The 23055-nt window shown below is 72.5% G+C and carries 26 protein-coding genes; 15 read left to right on the plus strand and 11 right to left on the minus strand.

Translation table 11 applies throughout. The features are described 5' to 3' along the window. The first annotated feature begins 105 nt into the window (after window positions 1-105). Window positions 106-762, plus strand: coding sequence for a LysE family translocator (locus VGO20_RS06355; RefSeq protein WP_327501465.1), 657 nt, complete (start codon window positions 106-108; stop codon window positions 760-762). A 52-nt stretch (window positions 763-814) separates the two neighbouring features. Then, on the plus strand, window positions 815-1555 hold the full coding sequence (locus tag VGO20_RS06360) for a sulfite exporter TauE/SafE family protein (RefSeq protein ID WP_327501466.1): 741 nt from the start codon (window positions 815-817) through the stop codon (window positions 1553-1555). A gap of 16 nt (window positions 1556-1571) precedes the next feature. Here VGO20_RS06360 and VGO20_RS06365 read toward each other — a convergent pair whose 3' ends face one another. Together VGO20_RS06365 and VGO20_RS06370 are read right to left on the minus strand one after the other, a co-directional pair. Next, window positions 1572-1943, minus strand: coding sequence for an MAPEG family protein (locus tag VGO20_RS06365; RefSeq protein WP_327501467.1), 372 nt, complete (start codon window positions 1941-1943; stop codon window positions 1572-1574). Between the two features lie 141 nt (window positions 1944-2084). After that, the gene (locus tag VGO20_RS06370; RefSeq protein ID WP_327501468.1) at window positions 2085-2468 is read right to left on the minus strand and encodes a RidA family protein; all 384 of its coding nucleotides are present in this window, start codon (window positions 2466-2468) and stop codon (window positions 2085-2087) included. A 153-nt stretch (window positions 2469-2621) separates the two neighbouring features. Here VGO20_RS06370 and VGO20_RS06375 point away from each other — a divergent pair, with 153 nt between their 5' ends. The 5 genes from VGO20_RS06375 (at window position 2622) to VGO20_RS06395 (ending at window position 7406) form a co-directional block, all read left to right on the plus strand. Further along, entirely contained in the window at window positions 2622-3212 is a 591-nt protein-coding gene (locus VGO20_RS06375; RefSeq protein WP_327501469.1) for a LysR family transcriptional regulator, read from the plus strand. Window positions 3213-3437: 225 nt separating this feature from the next. Then, window positions 3438-4871, plus strand: coding sequence for a circularly permuted type 2 ATP-grasp protein (locus tag VGO20_RS06380; protein WP_473964855.1), 1434 nt, complete (start codon window positions 3438-3440; stop codon window positions 4869-4871). Continuing rightward, entirely contained in the window at window positions 4852-5796 is a 945-nt protein-coding gene (locus VGO20_RS06385; protein WP_327501470.1) for an alpha-E domain-containing protein, read from the plus strand. The genes VGO20_RS06380 and VGO20_RS06385 overlap by 20 nt, the downstream gene beginning before the upstream one ends. A gap of 11 nt (window positions 5797-5807) precedes the next feature. Further along, a complete protein-coding gene (locus VGO20_RS06390) occupies window positions 5808-6650 on the plus strand; it encodes a transglutaminase family protein (protein ID WP_327501471.1) in 843 nt (280 codons plus the stop codon). Between the two features lie 24 nt (window positions 6651-6674). After that, entirely contained in the window at window positions 6675-7406 is a 732-nt protein-coding gene (locus VGO20_RS06395; protein ID WP_327501472.1) for a proteasome-type protease, read from the plus strand. A gap of 11 nt (window positions 7407-7417) precedes the next feature. Here the strand turns inward: VGO20_RS06395 and VGO20_RS06400 are convergent, their stop codons facing one another. Next, entirely contained in the window at window positions 7418-8398 is a 981-nt protein-coding gene (locus VGO20_RS06400) for a quinone oxidoreductase family protein (RefSeq protein ID WP_327501473.1), read from the minus strand. A gap of 100 nt (window positions 8399-8498) precedes the next feature. Here VGO20_RS06400 and VGO20_RS06405 point away from each other — a divergent pair, with 100 nt between their 5' ends. Further along, the gene (locus tag VGO20_RS06405; protein ID WP_327501474.1) at window positions 8499-8891 is read left to right on the plus strand and encodes a winged helix-turn-helix transcriptional regulator; all 393 of its coding nucleotides are present in this window, start codon (window positions 8499-8501) and stop codon (window positions 8889-8891) included. Here VGO20_RS06405 and gcvA read toward each other — a convergent pair. After that, window positions 8854-9786, minus strand: coding sequence for a transcriptional regulator GcvA (gcvA, locus tag VGO20_RS06410; RefSeq protein ID WP_327501475.1), 933 nt, complete (start codon window positions 9784-9786; stop codon window positions 8854-8856). The genes VGO20_RS06405 and gcvA overlap by 38 nt on opposite strands. Window positions 9787-9894: 108 nt before the next feature. Between gcvA and VGO20_RS06415 the strand changes: the two genes are divergently transcribed. Further along, window positions 9895-10827: a PhzF family phenazine biosynthesis protein gene (locus tag VGO20_RS06415; protein ID WP_327501476.1), complete on the plus strand. Its 933-nt coding sequence runs from the start codon at window positions 9895-9897 to the stop codon at window positions 10825-10827. Here VGO20_RS06415 and VGO20_RS06420 read toward each other — a convergent pair. Further along, window positions 10809-11021 carry a hypothetical protein gene (locus tag VGO20_RS06420; RefSeq protein ID WP_327501477.1) on the minus strand — a complete coding sequence of 71 codons (213 nt, stop codon included), beginning with the start codon at window positions 11019-11021 and terminating at the stop codon, window positions 10809-10811. The genes VGO20_RS06415 and VGO20_RS06420 overlap by 19 nt on opposite strands. 119 nt (window positions 11022-11140) lie before the next feature. On the opposite strand from VGO20_RS06420, the gene VGO20_RS06425 reads away from it, so the two are divergent. Then, window positions 11141-11674: a c-type cytochrome gene (locus VGO20_RS06425; RefSeq protein WP_327501478.1), complete on the plus strand. Its 534-nt coding sequence runs from the start codon at window positions 11141-11143 to the stop codon at window positions 11672-11674. On the opposite strand, the gene VGO20_RS06430 is transcribed toward VGO20_RS06425, so the two are convergent. The 6 genes from VGO20_RS06430 to VGO20_RS06455 are packed head-to-tail and all read right to left on the minus strand — an operon-like array spanning window position 11665 to window position 18703. Next, complete coding sequence (locus VGO20_RS06430) at window positions 11665-12771, minus strand: hypothetical protein (RefSeq protein ID WP_327501479.1); 1107 nt, start codon at window positions 12769-12771, stop codon at window positions 11665-11667. The two genes, VGO20_RS06425 and VGO20_RS06430, sit on opposite strands and share 10 nt — an antisense overlap. Continuing rightward, window positions 12768-13262 carry a c-type cytochrome gene (locus tag VGO20_RS06435; protein ID WP_327501480.1) on the minus strand — a complete coding sequence of 165 codons (495 nt, stop codon included), beginning with the start codon at window positions 13260-13262 and terminating at the stop codon, window positions 12768-12770. Before VGO20_RS06435 ends, VGO20_RS06430 begins: the two co-directional genes overlap by 4 nt. Then, window positions 13259-13798, minus strand: a complete 540-nt coding sequence (locus VGO20_RS06440) for a DUF3341 domain-containing protein (RefSeq protein WP_327501481.1) — start codon at window positions 13796-13798, stop codon at window positions 13259-13261. The genes VGO20_RS06435 and VGO20_RS06440 overlap by 4 nt, the downstream gene beginning before the upstream one ends. Next, complete coding sequence (nrfD, locus tag VGO20_RS06445; protein ID WP_327501482.1) at window positions 13795-15165, minus strand: NrfD/PsrC family molybdoenzyme membrane anchor subunit; 1371 nt, start codon at window positions 15163-15165, stop codon at window positions 13795-13797. The genes VGO20_RS06440 and nrfD overlap by 4 nt, the downstream gene beginning before the upstream one ends. Next, window positions 15165-18110 (minus strand): Fe-S-cluster-containing hydrogenase, encoded by a 2946-nt coding sequence (locus VGO20_RS06450; protein ID WP_327501483.1) that lies wholly within the window; start codon window positions 18108-18110, stop codon window positions 15165-15167. The genes nrfD and VGO20_RS06450 overlap by 1 nt, the downstream gene beginning before the upstream one ends. Further along, window positions 18110-18703 carry a cytochrome c3 family protein gene (locus VGO20_RS06455; protein ID WP_327501484.1) on the minus strand — a complete coding sequence of 198 codons (594 nt, stop codon included), beginning with the start codon at window positions 18701-18703 and terminating at the stop codon, window positions 18110-18112. Before VGO20_RS06455 ends, VGO20_RS06450 begins: the two co-directional genes overlap by 1 nt. Before the next feature lie 171 nt (window positions 18704-18874). Here VGO20_RS06455 and nthA point away from each other — a divergent pair, with 171 nt between their 5' ends. From nthA to VGO20_RS06480, 5 genes are all read left to right on the plus strand, one after another. Further along, a complete protein-coding gene (gene nthA / locus VGO20_RS06460) occupies window positions 18875-19480 on the plus strand; it encodes a nitrile hydratase subunit alpha (RefSeq protein ID WP_327501485.1) in 606 nt (201 codons plus the stop codon). Beyond that, complete coding sequence (gene nthB, locus VGO20_RS06465) at window positions 19477-20142, plus strand: nitrile hydratase subunit beta (RefSeq protein WP_327501486.1); 666 nt, start codon at window positions 19477-19479, stop codon at window positions 20140-20142. Before nthA ends, nthB begins: the two co-directional genes overlap by 4 nt. Then, window positions 20139-20546 (plus strand): nitrile hydratase accessory protein, encoded by a 408-nt coding sequence (locus tag VGO20_RS06470; RefSeq protein ID WP_327501487.1) that lies wholly within the window; start codon window positions 20139-20141, stop codon window positions 20544-20546. Before nthB ends, VGO20_RS06470 begins: the two co-directional genes overlap by 4 nt. A 42-nt stretch (window positions 20547-20588) precedes the next feature. Beyond that, entirely contained in the window at window positions 20589-22088 is a 1500-nt protein-coding gene (locus VGO20_RS06475) for an aldehyde dehydrogenase (protein ID WP_327501488.1), read from the plus strand. A 94-nt stretch (window positions 22089-22182) separates the two neighbouring features. Continuing rightward, a complete protein-coding gene (locus tag VGO20_RS06480) occupies window positions 22183-22803 on the plus strand; it encodes an ATP-dependent Clp protease proteolytic subunit (RefSeq protein ID WP_327501489.1) in 621 nt (206 codons plus the stop codon). The last annotated feature ends 252 nt before the right edge of the window (window positions 22804-23055 follow it).

Below are 23055 nucleotides of genomic sequence, written 5' to 3' on the forward strand. Positions count from 1 at the left end.
CCAGGGCTCGTCACCCGGACCTGCCTGCGGGAGGGGATGGATGCCGGTTGCAACCAGGCCGCGGCGGGAGTATCGAGGACTGCGGAACGACCGAGGCCACCACCCGTGCCCAACCTGCCGACTTTCCTGACCTTCTACGCCGCGGTGCTGGCCTTGCAGCTCGCCCCGGGGCCGGACATGGCGCTCGTGATCGCCCGCGGGGTCGGCCAGGGCCGGCGCACGGCGTTCCTGTCGGCCGTCGGCATGACCGCGCTCGCCGGCATGGTCCAGCTTCCCCTGCTGGCGTTCGGCGTCGCCTCCCTCGTGCAGGCGTCGCCCCTCGCCTTCGATCTGCTGCGCTGGACGGGCGCCGCCTACCTGGCCTGGCTCGGCGTCCGGCTCCTCCTGCGCGCGGGCCGGCACCGCGTCGCGGCGGCGGGGACGGCATCCCGGGTGTCGGACGCGGCGGCGCTGCGCGAAGGCATGATCAGCAACCTCGCGAACCCCAAGCCCATGGTGTTCATGCTCGCCTTCCTGCCGCAGTTCGTCGACCCCGCGAACGGCTGGCCGGTGACGGCGCAGATGCTCGCCCTCGGCGCGGTGCAGAAGGCGTCCGGCCTCGTGATCCTGGGCTCGATCGCGCTCGGCGTCGGGACGCTCGGCGGCTGGCTGGCGCGCCGCCCGGGCCTGCTCGCCTGGCAGGAGCGTCTGGCCGGCCTCGCGATGATGGTCCTCGGCCTGCACCTCGCCCTCACGGGCGACGGGCGGTCCGTCCGCTCCTGAACCCCTGCCCCCAGGCCAGTTCCCGGGCCCGCCCCCAGGAGAGACCGCCGCAGTGCTCCCGATCCTGCTGGTCATCGTCGGTGCGGCAGCGGCCGGCTTCGTGCAGGGGCTCTCCGGCTTCGCCTTCGGGCTCGTGGCGATGGCGTTCTGGGTCTGGGCCGTCCCGCCCCAGCTCCTGGGCCCCATGGTCGTCTTCGGTTCCCTGGTCGGGCAGCTGATCGGGATGGGGAAGGTCCGGCGCGGCTTCGATCTGGCCCGCGCGTCGCCCTTCATCCTCGGCGGCATGGCGGGCATCCCGCTGGGCGTGGCGATCCTGGGCTACATCGACCCGGACTGGTTCAAGTTCTGCGTCGGGCTGCTGCTCGTCGTCTATTGCCCGGTCATGCTCTTCATGTCGGGATTGCCGCACATTTCGGCGGGCGGGCGCGTGGCCGACGGTCTCGTCGGCGCCATCGGCGGCGTCATGGGCGGGCTGGGCGGGCTGACCGGACCGGCTCCGACCCTGTGGTGCAGCCTGCGCGGCTGGCCGAAGGACCAGCAGCGCGCGGTGTTCCAATCCTTCAACCTGACCATGCACGTGCTGACCCTGGCCGCCTACGCCGCGGCAGGCATGCTGACGGCGCAGGCGGGGCACATGTTCCTGATCGTCGCGTCGGCGATGGTCGTTCCGACATTGGCCGGGGCCTGGCTCTACGGCAAGGCGGACGACCGGCAGTTCCGGACGCTCGTCCTCGCCCTGCTGGGTGCTTCGGGCCTGGCGATGCTGGCGGCGGCGCTGCCCGGGATCGCCTGAGCCGCTGCCCGTCGGATCAGAGCAACGCCGCCAGGACGAGGACGATGCCCGCCGTGGCCACGTTCCAGACCAGCGACCGGACGACCGGTATGCCGGAGGCGTAGGCGAACAGGTATGCCACGCGGCCCCAGAAATAGAGCTGCGCGCCCCAGGCCGTCATCCAGCCCTGCCGGTCCGCGGCATGGGCGATCAGGATGGCGGCCGCGAACAGGGGGAACGTCTCCAGGAAGTTCCGCAGGGCGCGCTCGAACCGCCCGGCGACGCCCTGGAGCGGGGGAACCGGTTCGTCCCTGGCGCTCGCGGCCCAGCGGTAGCCCCGCTGCCGGCTCACCGTATGCGCGCTGAGGATGATGTGGACCAGCCCGAGCACGACGCCCAGGGCCAGCATTCGAAGTTCGGTGTCGATGGCGCCGCCCGGCCGTCCGGCCGCCCCTTCGTCAAGTTACGACTGGCGGTCAGCTTTAGCCGCATGTCCGTCGGGAAGCAACTTCCGCGCGGCAGCCGGGTGCCCGTCTTCTCACGCCGCTCCTCACGCCGCCGCGACGGCCTCGATCTCGATCAGCCAGGCCTCGTCGAAGATGCCGGCCACGACGACCGTCAGCGCCGGCTCCCGCCCGGCCAGCACCTCGTTGCGCACCGCGCGGTTGACCATGGCATGGCTCCGGTCGGCGAGATAGGTCCTGTGCATCACCAGATTGTCCAGGGACATGCCCGCCGCCGCGAGCTGCGCCTCGACGTTCCGCCACGCGAGCCGGCATTGCGCCTCGAAGCCCTCCGGCACGGTGCCGTCGGCGGCGACTGGGGTCTGGCCGCTGACGAAGAGCAGGCGTTCGTGGCCGCGGACCTCCAGCGCCTGCGAATAACCCGTGGTCGGCACCGGCGCCGCCTCGGCGTTGATGCGGGTGATCTTCATGCGAGCCTCCATCGTTGGTACTGGCATTGGTACTGGCATTGGTACCGGCCGGTTTCTGCGCCCGCGCCCGCCGCGGCTCAAACGATTGTTTCTCGACACCGGGAATAGATTTTCTATTGTCAGTACCCGGCCCAGCCGTGGAAGGGAGTACCTATGAGTTACCGCCTGCCGTCCCTGAACGGCCTTCGCGCATTCGAGGCCGCGGGCCGCCATCTCAGCTTCAAGCGGGCGGCGGAGGAGCTGTCGGTGACGCCCGGCGCGGTCAGCCAGCAGGTCAAGCACCTCGAGACCACCCTCGGCGTGCCGCTGTTCCACCGCCTGCACCGCAGCCTGGTGCTGACGGGGTTCGGGGAAACCCTCCTGCCGACGGTCAGCGACGCCTTCGAGCGCCTGTCCGCGGCGAGCGACGCGGTCGCCCGCACGCTGGAGACGCGGGCGCTGAGGCTCGGCGTGTCGCCGCGCCTGGCGGCCGACCCCGAAGCCCTGCTGGCGGCCGTCGCGGGGGGCGGGCGGGCGCCCGACTTCATCCGGGTCAGCCGGACCGACGAGGTCGCCGATCTCCTGAACGGGAGCCTGGACGCCCTGCTGCGCCCCGGCCCCGGGCCCTATCCCGGGCTCCATGCCGAGCACGTGGCCCTGAACGACGCGTTCGCCCCCCACCGCGAGGCCTCGCTCGTGGTCTGGCCGGGGCTCGCCCGGTGCCGGGAACTCCTCAAGGTGAAGGCGCTCCTCGGTCGCGGCTGACCGCCGCCCCCAGGGGCGGCAACCCCAATATCACGAGAACTGCCGAGACGGCCGACGGCACGACGATAAGCATTTTCCCCTCGCCATGCCGAATTTTTGGGCAGACCTGAAAGACTCGCCCTATCCTTCATGAAGGATTACGCTGGAACCCGGGACACAGCCGGCGGCGAATCCTGGCACGCTCCTTGCTGGTCCCGACGGCGGAAACCAGCCTGACGGGGGATCGTGAGAACTCGTTTCTTCGACGAGATGGGGCAGGACGGCGACGCCCGCCCCCAATACGCAGCCATCCGGGAATGGCTCGGGTCCACCCCTTTCGACGCGCTGTCGCTCAAGCGCCGGGAGGCGGAGGTGCTGTTCCGCAAGGTCGGGATCACCTTCTCCGTCTATGCCGAAGGCGGCGATCCCGAACGCCTGATCCCGTTCGACATCGTGCCTCGCGTCCTCGACGCGCGGGAATGGCGCTTCCTGTCCCGCGGGCTGGAGCAGCGCGTCGCGGCGCTGAACGCGTTCCTGCGCGACGTCTACGGCGAGCGCGAGATCCTGCGCGCGGGGATCGTTCCCGAGGCGCTGATCCTGCTCAACCCCAGCTTCCGCGCCGAGATGCAGGGGCTCGCCCCGGCCGGCGGCGTCTACACCCATGTCGCCGGCATCGACGTCGTCCGCGTCGGCCCGGACGACTTCCACGTCCTGGAGGACAACTGCCGGACGCCCTCCGGCGTGTCCTACATGCTCGAGAACCGCGAGGCGATGATGCGCCTGTTCCCGGACCTGTTCGAGCGGCTGCCGATCGCCCCGGTGTCCCACTACCCCGAGGAACTGCGCGAGACCCTCAAATCCGTGGCCCCGGCGCGCTGCGACGGCGAGCCCACCGTCGTCCTGCTGACCCCCGGCTCCTACAACAGCGCCTATTACGAGCACTCCTTCCTCGCGGACGAGATGGGCATCGAACTCGTCGAGGGCGCCGACCTCTTCACCGACGAGAACCTCGTCTACATGCGCACGACCCAGGGCCCGCGGCGGGTCGACGTCGTCTACCGCCGCATCGACGACGACTATCTCGACCCCCTCACCTTCCGGCCCGACAGCGCGCTGGGCGTCCCCGGCCTGCACGCCGCCTACCGCGCCGGCAACGTGACGATCGCCAACGCGGTCGGCGCGGGCATCGCCGACGACAAGAGCGTCTATCCCTACGTGCCGGAGATGATCCGCTTCTATCTCGGCGAGGAGCCGCTCCTGAAGAACGTCCCGACCTATTGCTGCGGCCGGCCGGACGACCTCGCCTTCGTGCTCGACCGCCTCGACGAGCTGGTCGTCAAGGAGACGCGCGGCAGCGGCGGTTACGGCATGCTGGTCGGCCCGCATGCGAGCCGGGAGGAACGCGCGGAGTTCGCGGCCAAGCTGCGCGCCCGGCCCGACGACTTCATCGCCCAGCCGACCCTGGCGCTGTCGACCTGCCCGACCTTCGTCGACAGCGGCATCGCGCCCCGCCACGTCGACCTGCGGCCCTTCGTGCTGGTCGGCCGCGAGGTGCGCATCGTCCCGGGCGGGCTGACCCGCGTGGCGCTGCGCGAGGGCTCGCTCGTCGTCAACTCCAGCCAGGGCGGGGGAACCAAGGATACATGGGTCCTGGAAAGCGATGCTGAGCAGAACCGCTGACAACCTCTTCTGGATGGCCCGCTACGTCGAGCGGTCGGAGAACCTGGCCCGGCTGCTCCTCGTCGGCCACCGCATGTCGAGCATGGCCCGCTCCCTCGGCAACCCCGGCAACGAGTGGCAGTCCACCCTGACCGCCTCGGGCTGCGCGTCGTCGTTCTTCGAGAAGCATGCGGAGGCCGTCGGCCCGGCGGTGGTCGAGTTCCTGGTGACCGACGCCGGCAACCCGTCCAGCATCGTGTCCTGCATCGACACCGCCCGCCGGAATGCCCGCAGCGTCCGCACCGCGCTCACCACCGACGCCTGGGAGGCGCTGAACCAGACCTGGCAGCAGGCCCGCAGGCTGCAGCCCGGCTCGCTGAAGACGGAACGCCTGCCCGAGCTGCTGGAATGGGTGAAGGAACGCTCGCTGCTGTTCGGCGGCGCCTGCACGAACACCATGCTCTACAACGACGCCTATTTCTTCACCCGGCTCGGCACGCTGCTGGAACGCGCGGACAGCACGGCGCGCATCCTCGACGTCAAGCATCACGTCCTGCTGCCCGGGACGGAGGGCGGCGGCGGGACGCTCGACCATTACCAATGGCAATCGATCCTGCGCTCGGCCTCGGCGCTGCGCAGCTACCACTGGCTCTACCACGACCGCCTGGAGCCGTCGCGGATCGCCGAGCTGCTGATCCTGCGCGCCGAGCATCCGCGCTCGCTCGTCGCCTGCCTCCAGCAGGTGGCGCAGATCCTGGACCAGCTCGCCTCGCGCTACGGCGGGCCGCGCGGCGAATGCCACCGGCTGGCCGGCGAGATGCATTCGCGGCTGCGCTACGGGCGGATCGAGGACGTGTTCCGGTCGGGGCTGCCGGGGTTCCTCTCCGGCTTCCTCGAAGACCTCGGGCGTCTCGGCGACGAGATCAGCCGGTTCTACCTGCGCTGAGGAGACGTCCCTTGCTGCTGCGCGTCAGGCACCAGACGACCTACCGGTACGACGCCCCGATCGACTACTCGATCCAGGCGCTGCGCATGACGCCGCTGCCCTACGAAGGGCAGCAGGTGCGCCACTGGTCGATCTCGGTCAACGGCAGGACCGGCCCCGGCGGCATCCCGGACGGCTACGGCAACCTCACCACCGTCGTCACGACGCCGCGCCGGCACCGCGAGCTGGTCGTGACGGTCGAGGGCGAGGTCCGCACCACCGACACCGGCGGCGTCGTCCGCGGCGTGCGGGAGACCCTGCCGCCGGCCTTCTACCTGCGCCCGACCGAGCTGACGGCCGCCGACGAGGCGATCGACGCGCTCGCAGCCGGGAACGGGCCGGGGGATGCGCAGGGGGATGCGCAGGGGGACGGGACGGTGCTGGAGCGCCTGCACCTCCTGATGGCCACGCTGCGCGGGCGCATCGCCTACACGACCGGCGTCACCGGCGCCGCGACGACCGCCGCGCAGGCGCTGCGCCAGGGCTCCGGCGTCTGCCAGGACCACGCCCATGCCTTCATCGCGGTCGCGCGGCGCATGGGCGTCCCGGCCCGCTACGTCAGCGGCTACCTGCTGACCCCGGGCGCGCCGTCCGAGGCCGACGCCGCCCATGCCTGGGCGGAGGCCCATGTCGACGGCCTGGGCTGGGTCGGGTTCGACGCGGCCAACGGGGTCTGCCCGACCGGAAGCTACGTCCGCACCGCCATCGGGCTCGACTACTGGTCGGCGGCGCCGGTCCGCGGTATATGGAGGGGCAACGCCGCCGAGGACCTTTCGGTCCGCGTCCGGGTCGAGGATCTCGGCCAGGAACAGTAACCCCAGCCAACCCGGGCTCGTCTCATGACCTACTGCGTGGGCCTCGACCTGAAGGACGGGCTCGTGATGCTCTCGGACACCCGGACCAACGCGGGCGTCGACCACATCTCGACCTTCGGCAAGATGCACGTCGTCGAGGTGCCCGGCGAGCGGGTGATCGTGCTGGTCACCGCCGGGAACCTGGCCGTGTCCCAGGCGGTGGTCAACCTGCTCCACGAAGGGGTCGAGCACGACGGCGGTACGGACACGCTGCTGAGCGTCCCGTCGATGTTCCGCGCGGCCCAGCTCGTCGGTGCGGCCGTGCGGCGGGTGTTCGAGATCGACGGGCCGGGCATGGCGGCCCAGAGCGTGCCGTTCGACGTGTCGATCCTGATCGGCGGCCAGATCGCCGCGCGCAGTCTGCGCCTGTTCCAGGTCTATGCCGCGGGCAACTTCATCGAGGCGACGCCGGACACGCCCTTCCTCCAGATCGGCGAGCACAAATACGGCAAGCCGATCCTGGACCGCGCCGTGACCTACGACACGCCGCTGGCCGACGGCGTCAAGCTGGCGCTGATCTCGATGGACTCGACCCTGCGCAGCAACCTGACCGTCGGCATGCCGGTCGACCTGCTGGTCTACCGGCGCGACGCGCTGGCGGTCGAGCTGCGGCGCAGGATCACCGAGGAGGACGAGTATTTCCGCGCCATCCGCCAGCGCTGGTCGGATGCGCTGCGCGAAGCCTACCGCACAATCCCGCTGCCGGACTGGGGCTGACGCTCCGCGGCCTACGGCACCAGCACCACCTTGCCGCTCGTGCGCCGGTCCTTGACGGCTTGGTGCGCCTGCGCCGCGTGCTCGAGCGGGTAGGAGCCGCCGCGCATCACCCGCAGCTCGCCCCGGGACGCCCGGCCGAACAGGTCCGCGACGTCCCTCCCCGCCCGGGCCGGGTCCAGCAGCGCCAGCAGCACGAAGCCCCTCAGCGCCTGGCTCCTGGCGAACGCCCGCTCCAGCCCGGCGGCGGCGACCTCGAACCGCCCCAGCGCCCCGAATACCAGCTCGCCGCCCGGCGCCAGCGCGTCGAGGCAGGCCGAGGTCAGGCCGCCGCCGACGAAGTCGTAGACGACGTCCACGCCGGCGTCGCCGGTCGCGGCCCGCACGCGGCCCGCCCAGTCCGGCGCCGTGTAGTCGACGGCGACGTCGGCGCCGAGCGAACGCGCCAGGTCGCGCTTGTCCTGCGACCCGGCGGCGGCGATCACCATGCCCGCCCCGGCGGCCCTGGCGAGCTGCACCAGCAGCGTCCCGACGCCGCCGCCCGCCGCGGTCACGAGCACGGCCTTGCCCTCCGGCGGGCTGCGCCGCAGCGCATGCAGCGCGGTCAGCCCCTGCACGAGCAGGGCGGCCGCGTCCTCGAACGCCAAGTCGTCGGGCAGCGGTACGGCCGATCCCGCGTCGACGGCCACGTATTCGGCATACCCGCCATAGGGGCGGCCGGTCGCGAACAGCGGCACCGCGACCCGCGCGCCGACCCGCGGTTCGGCGACCCCGGCGCCGTGCGCCTCGACGACGCCGGCGACCTCGACCCCCGGGGCCGCGGGCAGCTCGGGCGTGACCGCGTAGCGGTCGTCGAGCATCAGGGTCTCGAAGAAGTTGATGCCCGCGGCACGCACCCGGACCAGGATCTCGCCCTCCGCGGGAACGGGCGTCGGGACGTCCACGACTTCGAGGGCGTCGGGGCCGCCGAAGCGGGTCAGTCGAACGGTCTTCATGGAGCACCTCGCGGTTCGATATGGCGGAGGCACCACTTTTCACGTATGCCCCGGATCGGGACTACACACACTTCCGTGCCATACTTACCTCGAGGTGACTATGGCCGAACCGACGAAGCGCCTGCCCGCCCTGCCGGCCGAGCGCGCCCTGAAGGTGATTTCGGGCCGCTGGAAGGCGGTCATCCTCTACCACCTGTTCGACGGGCCCAGGCGGCTGTCGGAGCTGAGGCGGCTGGTGCCGGACATCAGCCAGAAGGTGCTGATCCAGCAGCTCCGCGAGATGGAGGAGCACGGCCTCCTCACCCGCGAGATCTTCCGGCAGGTCCCGCCCCGCGTCGACTATTCCGCCACGCCGCTGGGCCTGAGCCTCGAACCCGTGCTGCTCGCGCTGTGCGACTGGGGGCAGCGCCACGCCGCCGAGCTGAACGAGCTGGACCGGGTCGCCGCCTGCGTGATCAGGCCGCGGCGCCGGGAAGCGGCCCGCGCGGGCTGAACTCCGGGCCCGCGCCGGCCTCCTCGCGCAGCCACTGCGCGAACGCGGCCGGCCGCGGCTCCTCCAGCCGCGCCGGCGGGGCGACCAGCCAGTGCGCGTACTCGGTCCGCAGCGTCCGGTCCGTCAGGCGCAGGAGCGCGCCCGTGTCCAGATACGCCGCCGCCAGCGAGCGGCGGACCAGCGCGATCCCGTGGCCGAGCAGTGCTGCCTGCAGCACGGTCGCCGCGTCGGGCAGATGGATCATGCTTCCTTCGGCCGGCGCGCCATCGAGCCACGCCGTCCAGGCCAGGCTCGGCTCGTCGGGGCCCAGGCCGGCATCGTGCAGCAGCGGATGCGCGCGCAGCTCCGCCGGCCGGCGCGGCGCGCTCGCTCCGCGCAGCAGGGCCGGGCTGCAGGCCGGGAACGCCTCGTCCGCCATCAGCAGTTCGGCCGGGAGCCCGGGCCAGCGGCCCGGGCCGAAGCGTACCGCCAGGTCCGCCTCCCCGCCGCGCAGGTCCGCCAGGCGCGCGTCGGCCAGCAGGCGCAGGTCGATCCCGGGATGGCGGTCGCGGAACCGGGGCAGGCGCGGCAGCAGCCAATGGGTCGCGAACGACGGCGGCACCGCGACGCGCAGGACCCCTTCCCCGCCCGGCCGCACCAGCCGTTCCGTCGCGCGGTCGATCGCGGCCAGCGCATGCGCGACCTCGGCGCGGTAGCCGCGCCCGGCGACGGTCAGCGACAGCCCCCGCGCGTGCCGCTCGAACAGCGCCGTCCCCAGCACGTCCTCGAGCGCGCGCATCTGCTGGCTGACGGCCGCCGGGGTCACGTGCAGTTCCTCCGCAGCGCGGCGGAAGCTCTCGTGCCGCGCCGCCGCCTCGAAGGCGCGCAGCATCGGCAGGGGTGGCCGGCGGCCCATGGAACACCTCGGAGGGAAAGCTGTAGTTACCCTAAGATCAAGAATTGGTCGTTTGTGCGCAAGCTGATCTTAGCCGATGATCCGGAAACGACGAACCGGAGCAAGACCATGACCGACCTGCCTTTCGTGACCCTGGACGTCTTCACCGAGACGCCGTTCACCGGCAACCCGCTGGCGGTGTTCCCGGCGGGCGAGCACGTGCCGGAAGCCCTGATGCCCAGGATCGCCGCCGAGCTGAACCTCAGCGAGACGGTGTTCGTCCTGCCGGCGGTGCGGCCGGGCAGTGCCGCGCGGCTGCGCATCTTCACGCCGACGATCGAGATGCCCTTCGCCGGCCATCCCGTCGTCGGCACCACGGTGGCGCTGGCGCAGGCCGGCCGGTTCGGCCCCTTCGCGGATCGCGTCGAGGTGGTCCTGGACCTGGAGGCCGGCCCGGCGCCGGTCACGGTCGAGCGGGTGCCCGGCGGCCTCGTCCGGGCGACGCTGACGACGCCGCGCCAGCCGGTCCCGTTGCCGGCCACGACCGACCGCGCCGTCCTGGCCGCCCTGCTCGGCCTTCCGGCCGAGGCGCTGGCCGCCGAGGTGGAGCCCGGCGGCTTCGGCGCCGGCGTGCCGTTCACGATCATCCCGCTGGCGAGCGCCGAGGCGCTGGCCGCGGCCCGCCTCGATCTGGGCGTCTGGCGCGACCGGATCGCCGGGACCGCCGCCCCGCACGTCCACGTCGTGTTCATGGAGGACTGGCGGACGGGCCGGGATATCCGCGCCCGCATGTTCGCCCCTGCCATGGGCATCGCGGAGGACCCGGCCACCGGCGCGGCGGCCGCCGCCCTGGCCGGCTGGCTGGCCGACCGGCAGCGGCACGACGCGGGCACCGCCTCGTGGACGATCCGCCAGGGCGTCGAGATGGGCCGGCCCAGCACGATCGGGCTGTCGGCCGACCTGCGGGACGGCCGGACCACGGCGGTCCGCATCGGCGGCACGGCCGTGGCGGTCGGCCGGGGCGCGGTCCTTGCAGCGGCGGTTCAGAACACCGCGATGTAGGCGAGGACGATCAGGGCCACGATGATCAGCGTGACGATCCAGGCGATCGGCATCGTCCAGCGCCTGGGCGCCACCGGGTCGGGCAGCGGCGGCCGGGCGGCGTCCCGGCGCTCTTCGGCGGTGTGCTGCTCGAACTCGCGGCGCACGTCGCCGCGCGTCGCGCCGCCCCCTTCGTCACGGCGTCGTTCGGCCATGTCCTTCTCCCTTGCAGTAGTCCGGTACAGGAATCGCAACTGGCGCGGGGCGATAGGGTTCCGGGAAACCATCGGCGCCCGCGCCCGTTTCCCTGACGACATCGGAGAAGGAATCCCCATTGCCGCGCCCGATCGTGATGGCCCTGCTGGCGCTGTGCGCCTGCGATGCGCAGCCGCAGCTCCGCCACATGGTCGCCATGGGCGACGCCGAGCGCGGCCGGGCGGCGATCGAACGGTACGAATGCGTGGCCTGCCACGCGATCCCAGGCGTCGACGGGCCGGACGGCATCGTCGGGCCGCCGCTGACCGCCTTCAGCCGGCGCACCTACATCGCCGGCTCCCTGCCCAACGCGCCGGGCACCCTCGTCGCGTGGCTGCGGGACCCGCCGGCGATCCTGCCCGGGACCGGCATGCCCGACCTCGGCGTCGGCGAGGCGGAGGCGCGGGACATGGCGGCGTATCTCTACACGCTCGGCAGCCCGGGAGACCCCGACGCCCCCATCCCCCGGCGCGCCTCCGTGCCGCCCGAGGACCGGCTGGCCGCCGAAAGGGCCGCGGCGGCGCTGCTGGAGGGAGGCGGCGGCCCCGGCATCCCGATCGAGCGCGCGATGGAGATCGTGGCCTCCCGGATCGCCGCGGCGGCTCAGCGCTGAACCCGGACCGGCCGGCCGGGCAGCGCGCGGGCGAACGCCGCCAGCCAGACCAGGCCGAGCGCCGTGGTCGCGACCGGATCGGTCCAGTGGATGCCGAGCCCGTCGGCGGACGGGCGGACCTGCCAGTAATGATGCGCGACGTGCTGCACCAGCAGCAGGCAGGACGCGGCGATCAGCACCGGCCGCCGACGCCGGCTGCGGCGGCGCAGCAGCAGCAGCACCGCGAGCCCCGCCGACGGCAGGATCAGGCCGATCATCAGCCACCGCCACTCGCCGCCGCGCTGCAGGTACCAGGCCACCTCGTCGGGCAGGTTGGCCGACCACACGACCAGGAACTGCATGAACCAGAGATAGCCCGCGGTCGCGACCAGGACCAGCAGCCCGCCCGCCAGCGACGCCACCCGGCCCGGAGGCTCCCGGTCGGGCCGGACGCTGGCGACCAGCACCGCGAGCGCCAGGGCGGCCGTGAGCTGGCTCGCCGCGAAGGCCAGCCCGAAGGCGCTGGACAGCCATTGCGGATGCAAGGACATGGCCCAGTCGGTGGCGGCCAGGGTCACGGTCGGCACGAACAGGACCAGGCCCACGGCCGAAGCCCGCTGGTGGTGCCGCCCCGGCCCGGTCACGATCCAGGCCAGGAGGCTCCATGCCGCCAGATAGGCGACCGTGCGCCCGACGAAGAACGGCGGCGACAGCCACTCCGCGCGGATCGTCGGGGCGAGTTCCGGCCGCAGTCCGCCCGACAGTCCGGCTGACGGTCCGGCTGACGGTCCGGGAGACGCCCAGGGATAGATCTCGCCCAGGCCGAGCAGGACCGGCACCGCGGCGACGGCCAGCAGGGGCAGGGTCAGCGCACCGGCCTCCAGCTCGGCGCGGACGGGGCCCAGCCAAGCCTCGCCGAGCAGGTGCCCGACCATCAGCAGGCCGAGGCAGCCGACCCCGATCCCGGTCCACAGCAGGAAGCCCGCCAGCCAGGCATGGAAGAACGCCCCGCTCGCCCCCCACCATCCCGCCGCCGCGACGGCCAGCATCAGCAGCGCCCCGGCCGCGGCGAGGCGGTGCAGGCGCAGGAAAGGCGCCGTCTCCGCGCACCCGCTCATGGCGCCATCTCCCCATCCGGCATCTGGCTGAGCTGGAGCGCCTTCACATAGGCCGCGATATGCCAGCGGTCCTCCGGCGCGATGCGGTCGGCATAGGAGGGCATGGCGCCCGGCCCCTCGGTCACGATCGCGACGATCGCCGCCAGGTCGAGCGCGCGCATGGCCGGTTCGTGGAAGGACGGCGGCTGCGGGAAGCCGTGCCGGACCACGATCCCGTCGCCCTGGCCGGCGATGCCGTGGCAGGGCGTGCAATGGATCGCGAAGCGCTCCCGGCCGCGCCAGGGATCGGGCGGGACGGGCGGCGCCAGCACCTCGGCGGCACGCTCGAGCATCCCGCGCGGGACCGTCCCGTCCGGGATCGGCTCGAACAGGGCCGAGCCCGGCTCGTCCGCCCGCTGATAGTCGGACTGGTCCTTCATGCCGCCGTCGCAGGCAGCCAGAGCCAACAGGAACAGCGCCGGCAGGACCGGCACGGCGAGGCGGCGGATCATCGCGCCACCTCGGTCAGCAGGCCCGGCTCCAGCCTGTCGAGCAGCCGCCGCGTGCGGCCGGGATCGTAGAGCGGGTCGTCCGCACGCACGCACAGGAAGAAGCCGTTCTCCGTGACGGCGTCGAATTCCGGGACGTCGAACAGCGGATGGTGCAGCCGGGGAAGGCGGGTCAGCACCAGCAGCCAGAACACCGCCGTCATGCTGGCGCCGAGGAAGGCGAGCGTGATCGAGGGCATCAGGAAGCTCGGCCAGCTGTGCAGCGGCCGGCCGCCGACATTGATGGGATAGTCGACGGTGCTGGTCCAGTACTGGAGCAGGTAGAAGCCCACGCCCAGCGTCACCGCGCCGGCCGCCGTGAGCAGCGGCAGCAGCAGGCGCGGCCACCGCGATGGCACCACGTCGTCCAGCTCGGCGATCGGGAACGGGCTGAACGCGTCGAACCGCCGGTAGCCGGCCTCCCGGACCGCCAGGGCCGCCTCGACCAGCCGCTCCGGCCCGTCGAAGCGCGCGAGCAGCCCGTACGCGGGGGCCGTCATCGGTCGTCCTCCCCGCTCCGGTCCCCGTCCTCGTCCCTGGCCTCGTCCCCGTCCTCGTCGCGCCGTCCGGCATGCACCTCGAACACCGGGATCACCGGCACGAACCGCAGGAACAGCAGGATCAGCGTGCCGTAGACCGCGATCGACCCGACCAGCAGCGGCCATTCCCACACGCTCGGCGAGTAGCCCTCCCATGCCGAGGGCAGGTAGTCGCCGAGCAGCCCGCCGACCACGATCATGAACCGGTCGAGCCAGATCCCGACCGCCACCAGCAGGCCGACGAGGATCAGCGCCGCCACGTTGCGGCGCATGCGCCGCCACCACAGGACCTGCGGGGCCAGCACCGCGCAGGCGACGGCGCCCCAGTACAGCCAGGCGAACTCGCCGGTCGCCCGCAACAGCCAGGACTGCAGCTCCACCTTGCTGGCGTACCAGGACGAGAAGGCCTCGAAGGCGTAGGACCAGGCGATGACGATGGCGTTGGCGATCAGCAGCGAGGAGACGACGTCGAGGTGGCGCTGCGTGATGAAGCCGTGCAGCTCGAAGAAATGGCGGGCCAGCAGCGCCACGACCAGCACCATGCCGATCCCCGAGATCAGCCCGCTGACGACGAAGTAGAGGGGGTAGCGGGGCTGGTGCCATTCCGGCACCAGGGTCACCGCGAACTCCGTGGAGACCGTGCTCTGCATGAACACGGCCATCGCGACCAGCAGCCCCGCCAGCGTGTGGTAGGCGCGCTGGTGGTTGCGCCAGTGCCGGGCGGAGCCCCGCCAGCCGAGCGCCAGGACCCCGAAGACCTTGCGGGCCAGGGCGCCGCGGGCGCGGTCGCGCAGATGGGCCAAGTCCGGGATCAGGCCGACATACCAGAAGGAGGCCGTGACCACGAGATGGGTCAGGATCGTGAAGAAGTCCCAGACCAGGGGGCTGCGGAACTGCGGCCAGACGCCGAAGGTGGCCGGGTACGGGAACACCCAGTGGAACAGCCACGGGCGGCCCAGATGCAGGATCGGGAACAGGCCGGCGCAGATCACCGAGAACAGCGCCACCGATTCCGCGAAGCGGTTGAGGGCGCTGCGCCAGGGCGCCCGGCGCACGGTGAACGCCGCCGCCATCAGGCTCGCGGCGTTCGCGATGCCGATCCACCAGGCGTAGTTGATGATGTCGAAGCCCCAGACATGGGGAATGTTGGTCCCCCATACCCCGACGCCGCGCACGACCAGCACGACGGTCGCGTAGACGAACAGCAGGCTTCCCGCGACCGCGGCGGCGAACGCCGCCAGCCAGCGCCAGCCGAACCGCTGGCGGAGCACCACTCCGCCGATCGCCCCGTGCGGGGGGTGCGGGGCTTCGGCGCCGGCATCCGCCATCAGGAAGCCTCCTCCGGCGCGGGCGGATCGTCGATGCGGGCGAGATATGTCGTGCGCGGCCGGGTGTTCAACTCCTCCAGCAGCCCGTAGTTCAGCGGGCTCGCCTTGGCCCGGCTGACGGCGGAGGCCGGATCGGTGATGTCGCCGAAGGTGAAGGCCCGGGTCGGGCAGGCCTGCTGGCAGGCGGTGACCACCTCGCCGTCCGCGATCGGCCTGTCCTCGAGCTTGGCCTGGATGCGCGCCTTCTGGATGCGCTGCACGCAGTAGGTGCATTTTTCCATGACGCCGCGCTCGCGCAGCGTGACGTCGGGATTGGCGGTGACCTCGGGCCGGCCGCCCTCGTCGGCATAGTCGAACCAGTTGAAGCGCCGGACCTTGTAGGGGCAGTTGTTCGAGCAGTACCGCGTGCCGATGCAGCGGTTGTAGACCATCACGTTCAGCCCTTCGGAATCGTGCACCGTCGCGTTCACCGGGCACACCACCTCGCAGGGCGCCTTCTCGCAATGCATGCACAGGACCGGCTGGAAATGGATCCGCGGGTCGGCCGGGTCGCCTTCCCAGTAGCGGTCGATGCGTAGCCAGTGCATCTCGCGCCCGCGGGCGACCTCCTCCTTGCCGACGGCGGGCACGTTGTTCTCGACCTGGCAGGCGATGACGCAGGCGTTGCAGCCGATGCAGGCGTTCAGGTCGACCGCCATGCCCCAGGCCGGGCCGGAATAGTCGTATTCGGGATAGATCGATGGCAGGTCCTCCCCGGCCACCTCGGTTTCCTCTCCGGCCTCTTCCCCGGCCGCCTCCCCGCCCGCCTCTCCGCCCAGCGCGGCCATGGCCGCGAGGCGCGCCAGCGGGACGCTGCGCACGAGGTCGCGCCCGACCATCGTGCCGTGGTCCTGCGTCGTCGCCAGCAGGTGGCGGCGGCCCGACGGCTGCAGCACGGCGCCGCCGTCGACCCAGGGCGCTTCGGACCGGCGCACCGAATACGCATCGAACCCCAGCCCCCGCGCGACGTCGCCGCGCCGGTGGCCGTAGCCGAGCGGCAGCGTCACGCAGTCCGGCGCATGTCCCGGCAGCAGCCAGACCGGCGCTTCGAGCGCGCGGCCGTGCAGCTCCAGCACCGCGCCGTCGCCGTTGGCGAGGCCGAGCCGCGCGGCCGTGGCCGGCGCGATCAGGATCGCGTTGTCCCAGACCAGCTTGGTCAGCGGCTTGGGCAGTTCCTGGAGCCAGGCGTTGTCGGCGAACTGGCCGTCCCAGACCGACGGGTCGGGCGCGAACAGGACCGTCAGCCCCTCGCCTTGCGCCGGGACGGGCGGCGGCACCTCCCATCCCGGCGCGAGGCGCACCGGAATCTCCTCGAACGCCGTGCCTTCCACCACCCCGTCGTGGAGCGTCCGGAGCCAGGCCGCCTCGAACTCGCCCGGCGGGAAGGCCTGCTCCCAGTAGCCGCGCACCAGCTCGCGGGCCGGAGCCTCGGACCCGGCCAGTCGGGCCACCAGCTCCAGCGCGGTCATCGTCCCGGCCGGCGGCGCCAGGGCCGGCTGCATCAGCCCGACCGTGCCGTTGGGCGCGCGCAGGTCGCCCCAGCTCTCCAGCGGATGGGCCAGGGGCAGGGTCCACAGGCATTCCGCCGCCGTCTCGTCGAGGCGCGAAGCCAGGCAGAGGGAGAACGGAACCCGCCGGATGCGCCGCGCGAGATCGAGGTCGGCCGGCGCGTCGTAGGCGGGGTTCGCGTCGATCACGACGAGGCGGGAGACCGCCCCGGCGTCGATCTCGGCCGCCAGCGCCGCCAGCGCCGCCACGCCCGACGGCGCCCCGGCCAGCACGGGCCGGGTATGATGGACGGTCGTGCCCACCGCGCCCAGGGCGAGGTTGACGGCGTGGACGAGCGCGTGGACCTCCGGGGGCGCCCGGCGGCCCGCGGTCACGACCGCCGCCGGCCCGGCCCGGCGCAGGTCCTCGACCAGTCCCGGCGGCAGCTCGACCCCGTCGTCGGCGGGCGGCACGACGCCGAGTGCCGCGGCCACGGCCCGGGCGATCGCCGGCACCGCGCGCGGGGACACGGGGAAGCGCCGGTCGGCCCTGGCCCCGGTCAGGCTCGGACAGGCCTCGAACACCCACAGCCGGCTGAAGCGGGCCGGATCGCGCCGGCCGGCAATGAAGCCGGCGCCGTTGGCAACCTGGTTCGGCCCGGGGCCGAGCGGATCGTCGTCGATCGCGACGATGACCGACGCCCGCGCGAGGTCGAGCCGCGTCTCCAGCCGTTCCCCGAAGGCGAGCGCCGCGCCGTCCAGCCGGTTCCCGTCGCCGACCGGGCTCCATTGCAGCCACCGTGCCTCCGGCAGCCGGTCCAGCAGGGAAGCGATCCCGGCCGTCAGGCTGGGCGAGGAGACGGGGCCGGTCAGCAGGCGCAGACCGGCTCCCCCGTCGGCGGCGAACTCGGCCGCAAGCTGCGCGAGCGTGCCGTCCAGGCGCCGTCGGCCCCCGCCGCGGCGCAGCGCCGCCCGCAGCCGGTCCGGGGCGTACAGCGACAGGATCGCGGCCTGGGCGAAGGCGTCGGTCGCGCCCAGGCTGGCGGGATGCAGGGGGTTGCCCTCGATCTTGGTCGGCCGGCCTTCGTGGCTCTCGACCAGGACGCCGCGCCCGTAGCCTTCGAGCGGCAGGCTGGTCGCGAAGAACAGCGGCTCGCCCGGCACGTGCCCCGGCGTCGCCCCCGCCCGCGACACGATCGGGTCGGCGGGCGCTTCCGCCGGCAGCCGCTCGCAGCCGGCCGTCCCCGCCAGCGCCACCGAGGCGCCCATCAGCTTCAGCAGGCTGCGCCGGCCGGTCGCGGTCGCGCGGGCGAGGTCGGGGAACTCGCCGTCGCGCCAGCGCAGCGCCCCCGCGTCGCCGTCCAGCGCCTCCAGGCTGCGCCAGGTCGCCTCCGGCCTGTCTTCGTCGCGCTCCGTCATCAGCGATGGCACCTCGAGCAGTCCGTGAGCGGATGGAGCAGGCCGCCGTCGCCGTCCGTCACCGGCGGGCCCACGGGCTCCACCTCGCGATGGCAGTCGAGGCACCAGCTCATGGAAAGGGTCCCGGCCTTGGCGATGCGGGGCATCTCCTCGACCGGGCCATGGCAGGTGGCGCAGCCGACGCCGGAGGAGACGTGGATGCCGTGATGGAACAGGGCGTGGTCGGGCACGCGGTGGACCCGGTTCCACAGGAACGGCTCCCCGGTGTCGAAGGCCGTGCGCAGCGGGCCGAGCGCGGCGCCGCCGACCGGTAGGCCGTCATGGCACCCCAGGCAGGTCTGCGCGGGCGGGATGCCGGCGAGCGCCGAGCGCTCGACGGTGGTGTGGCAGTACCGGCAGTCGAGGCCGAGGTCGCCGGCATGGAGCAGATGGCTGAACGGGACCGGCTGCGGCTCCGCCTTCCCCACCCGCCAGTACCAGTCGCTGCGCGTCACGACGTAGCCCCCCACGGCTGCGACCAGCACCGCGGCGACGATCCCGGCGAGGATGCTGCGCGCGATCGTGGTCGAGCGGGGCGGGAAGATCTGTGCCATTACAAAGGTCGTTTCGCCCGGCTGCCAAGGGACGGGTCGCGCGCCGTTCCGATAGCGGCTTCCGGGAAACGAGGCAGCGCATCAAGTGTTCCAAGGCGGGCGGGCGTTCCGAGAGGCGGGCTTGACCGCCCCCGCGCGGTTCCGCCATGGTTGAGGGCGGGAGGGGACCAGATGGCGAACCAGGACGGGGATGCACCGCCGATCGCGGCACGCGTGAAGGCGCTGGAACAGGTGCTGGTCGAGAAGGGGCTCGTCGACCCGGCCACGCTCGACCTGCTGATCGACACCTACGAGACCAAGGTCGGGCCGCGCAACGGCGCGCGCGTCGTCGCGCGCGCCTGGACCGATCCGGACTACCGGCGGCGCCTGCTGGACGACGCCACCTCGGCGATCGCCGAGCTGGGCTACACCGGGCGCCAGGGCGAACACATGCTGGTGGTGGAGAACACGCCGGCCGTCCACAACATGGTCGTCTGCACGCTGTGCTCCTGCTATCCCTGGCCGGTCCTCGGACTGCCGCCGGTGTGGTACAAGTCCGCCCCCTACCGCTCGCGCGCCGTGCTCGACCCGCGCGGCGTCCTGCGCGAGTTCGGGCTCGAGCTGCCCGAGGAGGTCGAGGTGCGGGTCTGGGACAGCACCGCCGAGCTGCGCTACCTCGTCCTGCCGGAGCGCCCGGCCGGGACCGACGGCCTGTCGGAGGAGGAACTCGCCGCCCTGGTCACCCGCGACGCGATGATCGGCGTCGCGCGCGTCGGGCCGCCGGGAGCCCGGCCGTGAACGGCGGCCACGACCTCGGCGGCATGCACGGCCTGGGGCCGGTCGAGGCGGAGCCGGGAGAGCCGCCCTTCCACGAGGAATGGGAGCGCCGCGCCTTCGCGCTGACGCTCGCCATGGGCTTCCACGGCGCCTGGAACATCGACGCCTCGCGCCACGCGCGCGAGAACCGCCACCCCGTCGACTACCTGTCATCCAGCTATTACGAGCTGTGGCTGAAGGGGCTGGAGCGGCTGCTGGCCGAGCGCGGCATCGTCGACCCGGCCGAGATCGGGCACGGTCACGCCGCCGGCCCGCGTCCCGAGGGGATGCGCCCCGCCCACGACCCGGAAACGGCCGCCGCGATCCTCGCGCGCGGCGGCGATGCCCGGCGCGACGGCGCCGCCCCGCCCCGCTTCCGCCCCGGCGACCGGGTCCTGGTGCGCGAGCGGGCGGTGCCCGGCCACACCCGCGCCCCGCGCTACTGCCGGGGCCGGGTCGGGACCGTGGACCGCGACCACGGCGGTTTCGTGCTGCCCGACACGAACGCCCACGGGCTCGGCGAGGCGCCGCAGCACTGCTACAGCGTCCGCTTCGCGGCGCGCACGCTGTGGGGCGAGGCCGCCTCGCCCCACGACGCCGTCTACGTCGACCTCTGGGACGGCTACCTGGAGCCGGCGCCGTGACGCCCTCCCTTCCTGCGCCACTGCCCGCGTCGCTGCCGGACGGCATCCCGCGCGACGCCGAGGGGCCGGTGTTCCGCGAGCCCTGGGAGGCGCAGGTCTTTGCGCTGACAGTGCGCCTGCACGAGGCCTGCTGCTTCACCTGGACCGAATGGGCCGACGCGCTCTCGGCCGAGATCCGCGCCGCGCGCGAGGCCGGCGACCCCGATCTCGGCGACGGCTACTACCGGCACTGGCTGCGCGCCCTGGAGGCGCTTCTGGACCGCAAGGGGATCGTGGCCCCCGCCCTCCTCGCGGAGCGCGCGTCCGGCATCGCCGCGGCGACCCTGCGCGATCATGATCACGATCACGATCACGGCCATGAACACGATCATGGCCACGACCACGACCACGACCACCCGGGCTGACCCGCCCGACCCCATGCGAAGAAGACCGAAGGGAGACACGCGATGACCGCAGCCGCGTCCAGGGCGGACTGGGAGGCCCGTGCCGCCGCGCTCGATTTCCGCCACCAGGCCTTCATCGGCGGCCGGGCGGTGCCCGCCGCCTCCGGCGAGACCTTCGACTGCCTCAGCCCGGCGACCGGCAGGCTCCTGACCCGGGTCGCCGCCTGCGGGCCGGAGGACGTCGACCGGGCCGTGCGCTCGGCCCGCCAGGCGTTCGAAGCCGGGGTCTGGCGCGACGCCGCGCCCAAGCACCGCAAGAAGGTGCTGAAGCGCTTCGCCGAGCTGATCCGCGCCAACCGCGACGAACTGGCGCTGCTGGAGACGCTCGACATGGGCAAGCCGATCCGCGACAGCCTCGCGATCGACGTCCAGTCGACCGCCAACTGCATCGAGTATTACGGCGAGGCCTGCGACAAGCTCTATGACGAGATCGCGCCGACCGCGCCCTCGACGATGGCGCTGGTCCTGCGCGAGCCGCTCGGCGTCATCGGCGCCGTCGTGCCGTGGAACTTCCCGATGATCATGGCGGCCTGGAAGCTCGGCCCGGCGCTGGCGGCCGGCAACTCCGTCGTCCTGAAGCCGGCCGAGCAGTCGCCGCTGACCGCGCTGCGCCTGGCGGAGCTGGCGGTGGAGGCCGGCCTGCCCGAAGGCGTGCTGAACGTCGTCCCCGGCCTGGGCGAGACGGCCGGGCGCGCGCTCGGCCTGCACATGGACGTCGACATGGTCGCCTTCACCGGCTCGACGGAGGTCGGCAAGTACTTCCTGCGCTATGCCGGCGAAAGCAACATGAAGCGGGTCGCGCTCGAATGCGGCGGCAAGACCCCGCACATCGTGATGCCGGACTGCCCCGACATGGAGGCGGCGGCCAAGGCGGCGGCCTTCGGCATCTTCTTCAATCAGGGGGAGATGTGCACGGCGGGCTCGCGCCTGCTCGTCCACGAGGCGATCCACGACGACTTCCTCGACCTCGTGATCGGCCACGCCCGGACGATGCAGCCCGGCGACCCGCTGGACCCGGCGACCTCCATGGGCGCGATCGTCGACGAGCGCCAGATGGAGCGCGTGCTCGGCTATGTCGAGGCCGGGCGCGCCGAGGGCGCGGAGCTGCGCTTCGGCGGGCGGCGGGCGCGCGCCGAAAGCGGCGGCTGGTATGTCGAGCCGACGGTGTTCGACCGGGTGTCGCCCGAGATGACGATCGCGCGCGAGGAGATCTTCGGCCCCGTCCTCTCGACCTTGACCTTCCGCGACGCGGCCGAGGCGCTACGGATCGCGAACGGCACGATCTACGGGCTTGCGGCGGCGATCTGGACGACCGACATCAACACGGCGATGAAGGCGGCACGGGCGATCCGCTCGGGCATGGTCTGGGTCAACTGTTTCGACGCCGACGACATCACGGTGCCGTTCGGCGGGTTCAAGCAGTCCGGCTTCGGGCGCGACAAGAGTCTGCACGCGGTCGAGAAATACACCGACCTCAAGACCGTGTGGATCGAGCTGCGCTAGGTTGAACCGGGCCGGGAAACCGGCTATGCACGGTCTTCGAGACATCGAGGGTGCCGGGGGGCGGACGCCCGGCGCGAACTCCGAGGAGACGTTTATGTACTGGGTCATGGACGACGACGACCGGGACGACGAGCGCGAGAACGATCAGCCGAAGGCCGCCGTCGGCGCACCTTTCGTCACGGTGCAGCAGAACCTGTTCAAGTCCCGCACCATCATGCTGTTCGGCGAGATCAACATGAAGGTGGCCGAGACGGCCGTCGCCCAGATGATCGCGCTGGCGGTCGAGAGCGACGACCCGATCCGCCTGATCATCAACTCGCCGGGCGGCCACGTCGAATCCGGCGACACGATCCACGACATGATCCGGTCCGTCGGGCCGGAGGTGAAGGTGGTCGGCACGGGCTGGGTCGCGTCGGCGGGCGCGCACATCTATCTGTCGGCGAAGAAGGAGAACCGCTTCTGCCTGCCGAACACGCGCTTCATGATCCACCAGCCGCTGGGCGGCGCCGGCGGCCGCGCCACCGACATCGCGATCGAGGCGAAGGAAATCATCAAGATGCGCCGCCGCATCAACGAGACGATCGCCCGCGAGACCGGCCAGCCGCTGGAGCGGGTCGAGAAGGACACCGACCGGAACTTCTGGATGTCCGCCGAGGAAGCCCGCGACTACGGCATCGTCGGCCGCGTCGTCTCCTCGCTGGCCGAGGCCCGCTGAGCCTCCGCTGACTGCCCCGGCCGGGCGGGACCACCGCCCGGCCGCGCCGGCGGGACGAGAGTTACTCCGTCCGCGCCCCACCCCCCATCGCGTATTGGTCCCACTGGCGGACAGGCTTGTTTACGGGATGAACCCGAAACGGCTTGTCCGACAGGAACGACCTCGCATGCGCCATCTACCCGCCAAGGCTGCCTCCATCGGCTTCGCCGCCTCGCTGCTCGCCTCGACCATCCTCGTGTCGCCGGCGGCCGG

Origin of the sequence: Arenibaculum sp., from assembly GCF_035998295.1 — a bacterium.
Lineage (GTDB): Bacteria > Pseudomonadota > Alphaproteobacteria > Azospirillales > Azospirillaceae > DASYHS01.

What these genes read in the sequence shown, in the direction of transcription:
- VGO20_RS06365 (WP_327501467.1), bottom strand. Translation starts at nt 1,943, where the DNA reads ATGCTGGCCCTGGGCGTCGTGCTCGGGCTGGTCCACATCATCCTCAGC.
- VGO20_RS06370 (WP_327501468.1), bottom strand. Translation starts at nt 2,468, where the DNA reads ATGAAGATCACCCGCATCAACGCCGAGGCGGCGCCGGTGCCGACCACG.
- VGO20_RS06375 (WP_327501469.1), top strand. Translation starts at nt 2,622, where the DNA reads ATGAGTTACCGCCTGCCGTCCCTGAACGGCCTTCGCGCATTCGAGGCC.
- VGO20_RS06385 (WP_327501470.1), top strand. Translation starts at nt 4,852, where the DNA reads ATGCTGAGCAGAACCGCTGACAACCTCTTCTGGATGGCCCGCTACGTC.
- VGO20_RS06395 (WP_327501472.1), top strand. Translation starts at nt 6,675, where the DNA reads ATGACCTACTGCGTGGGCCTCGACCTGAAGGACGGGCTCGTGATGCTC.
- VGO20_RS06400 (WP_327501473.1), bottom strand. Translation starts at nt 8,398, where the DNA reads ATGAAGACCGTTCGACTGACCCGCTTCGGCGGCCCCGACGCCCTCGAA.
- VGO20_RS06405 (WP_327501474.1), top strand. Translation starts at nt 8,499, where the DNA reads ATGGCCGAACCGACGAAGCGCCTGCCCGCCCTGCCGGCCGAGCGCGCC.
- gcvA (WP_327501475.1), bottom strand. Translation starts at nt 9,786, where the DNA reads ATGGGCCGCCGGCCACCCCTGCCGATGCTGCGCGCCTTCGAGGCGGCG.
- VGO20_RS06415 (WP_327501476.1), top strand. Translation starts at nt 9,895, where the DNA reads ATGACCGACCTGCCTTTCGTGACCCTGGACGTCTTCACCGAGACGCCG.
- VGO20_RS06420 (WP_327501477.1), bottom strand. Translation starts at nt 11,021, where the DNA reads ATGGCCGAACGACGCCGTGACGAAGGGGGCGGCGCGACGCGCGGCGAC.
- VGO20_RS06430 (WP_327501479.1), bottom strand. Translation starts at nt 12,771, where the DNA reads ATGAGCGGGTGCGCGGAGACGGCGCCTTTCCTGCGCCTGCACCGCCTC.
- VGO20_RS06435 (WP_327501480.1), bottom strand. Translation starts at nt 13,262, where the DNA reads ATGATCCGCCGCCTCGCCGTGCCGGTCCTGCCGGCGCTGTTCCTGTTG.
- VGO20_RS06440 (WP_327501481.1), bottom strand. Translation starts at nt 13,798, where the DNA reads ATGACGGCCCCCGCGTACGGGCTGCTCGCGCGCTTCGACGGGCCGGAG.
- nrfD (WP_327501482.1), bottom strand. Translation starts at nt 15,165, where the DNA reads ATGGCGGATGCCGGCGCCGAAGCCCCGCACCCCCCGCACGGGGCGATC.
- VGO20_RS06450 (WP_327501483.1), bottom strand. Translation starts at nt 18,110, where the DNA reads ATGACGGAGCGCGACGAAGACAGGCCGGAGGCGACCTGGCGCAGCCTG.
- VGO20_RS06455 (WP_327501484.1), bottom strand. Translation starts at nt 18,703, where the DNA reads ATGGCACAGATCTTCCCGCCCCGCTCGACCACGATCGCGCGCAGCATC.
- nthA (WP_327501485.1), top strand. Translation starts at nt 18,875, where the DNA reads ATGGCGAACCAGGACGGGGATGCACCGCCGATCGCGGCACGCGTGAAG.
- VGO20_RS06475 (WP_327501488.1), top strand. Translation starts at nt 20,589, where the DNA reads ATGACCGCAGCCGCGTCCAGGGCGGACTGGGAGGCCCGTGCCGCCGCG.
- VGO20_RS06480 (WP_327501489.1), top strand. Translation starts at nt 22,183, where the DNA reads ATGTACTGGGTCATGGACGACGACGACCGGGACGACGAGCGCGAGAAC.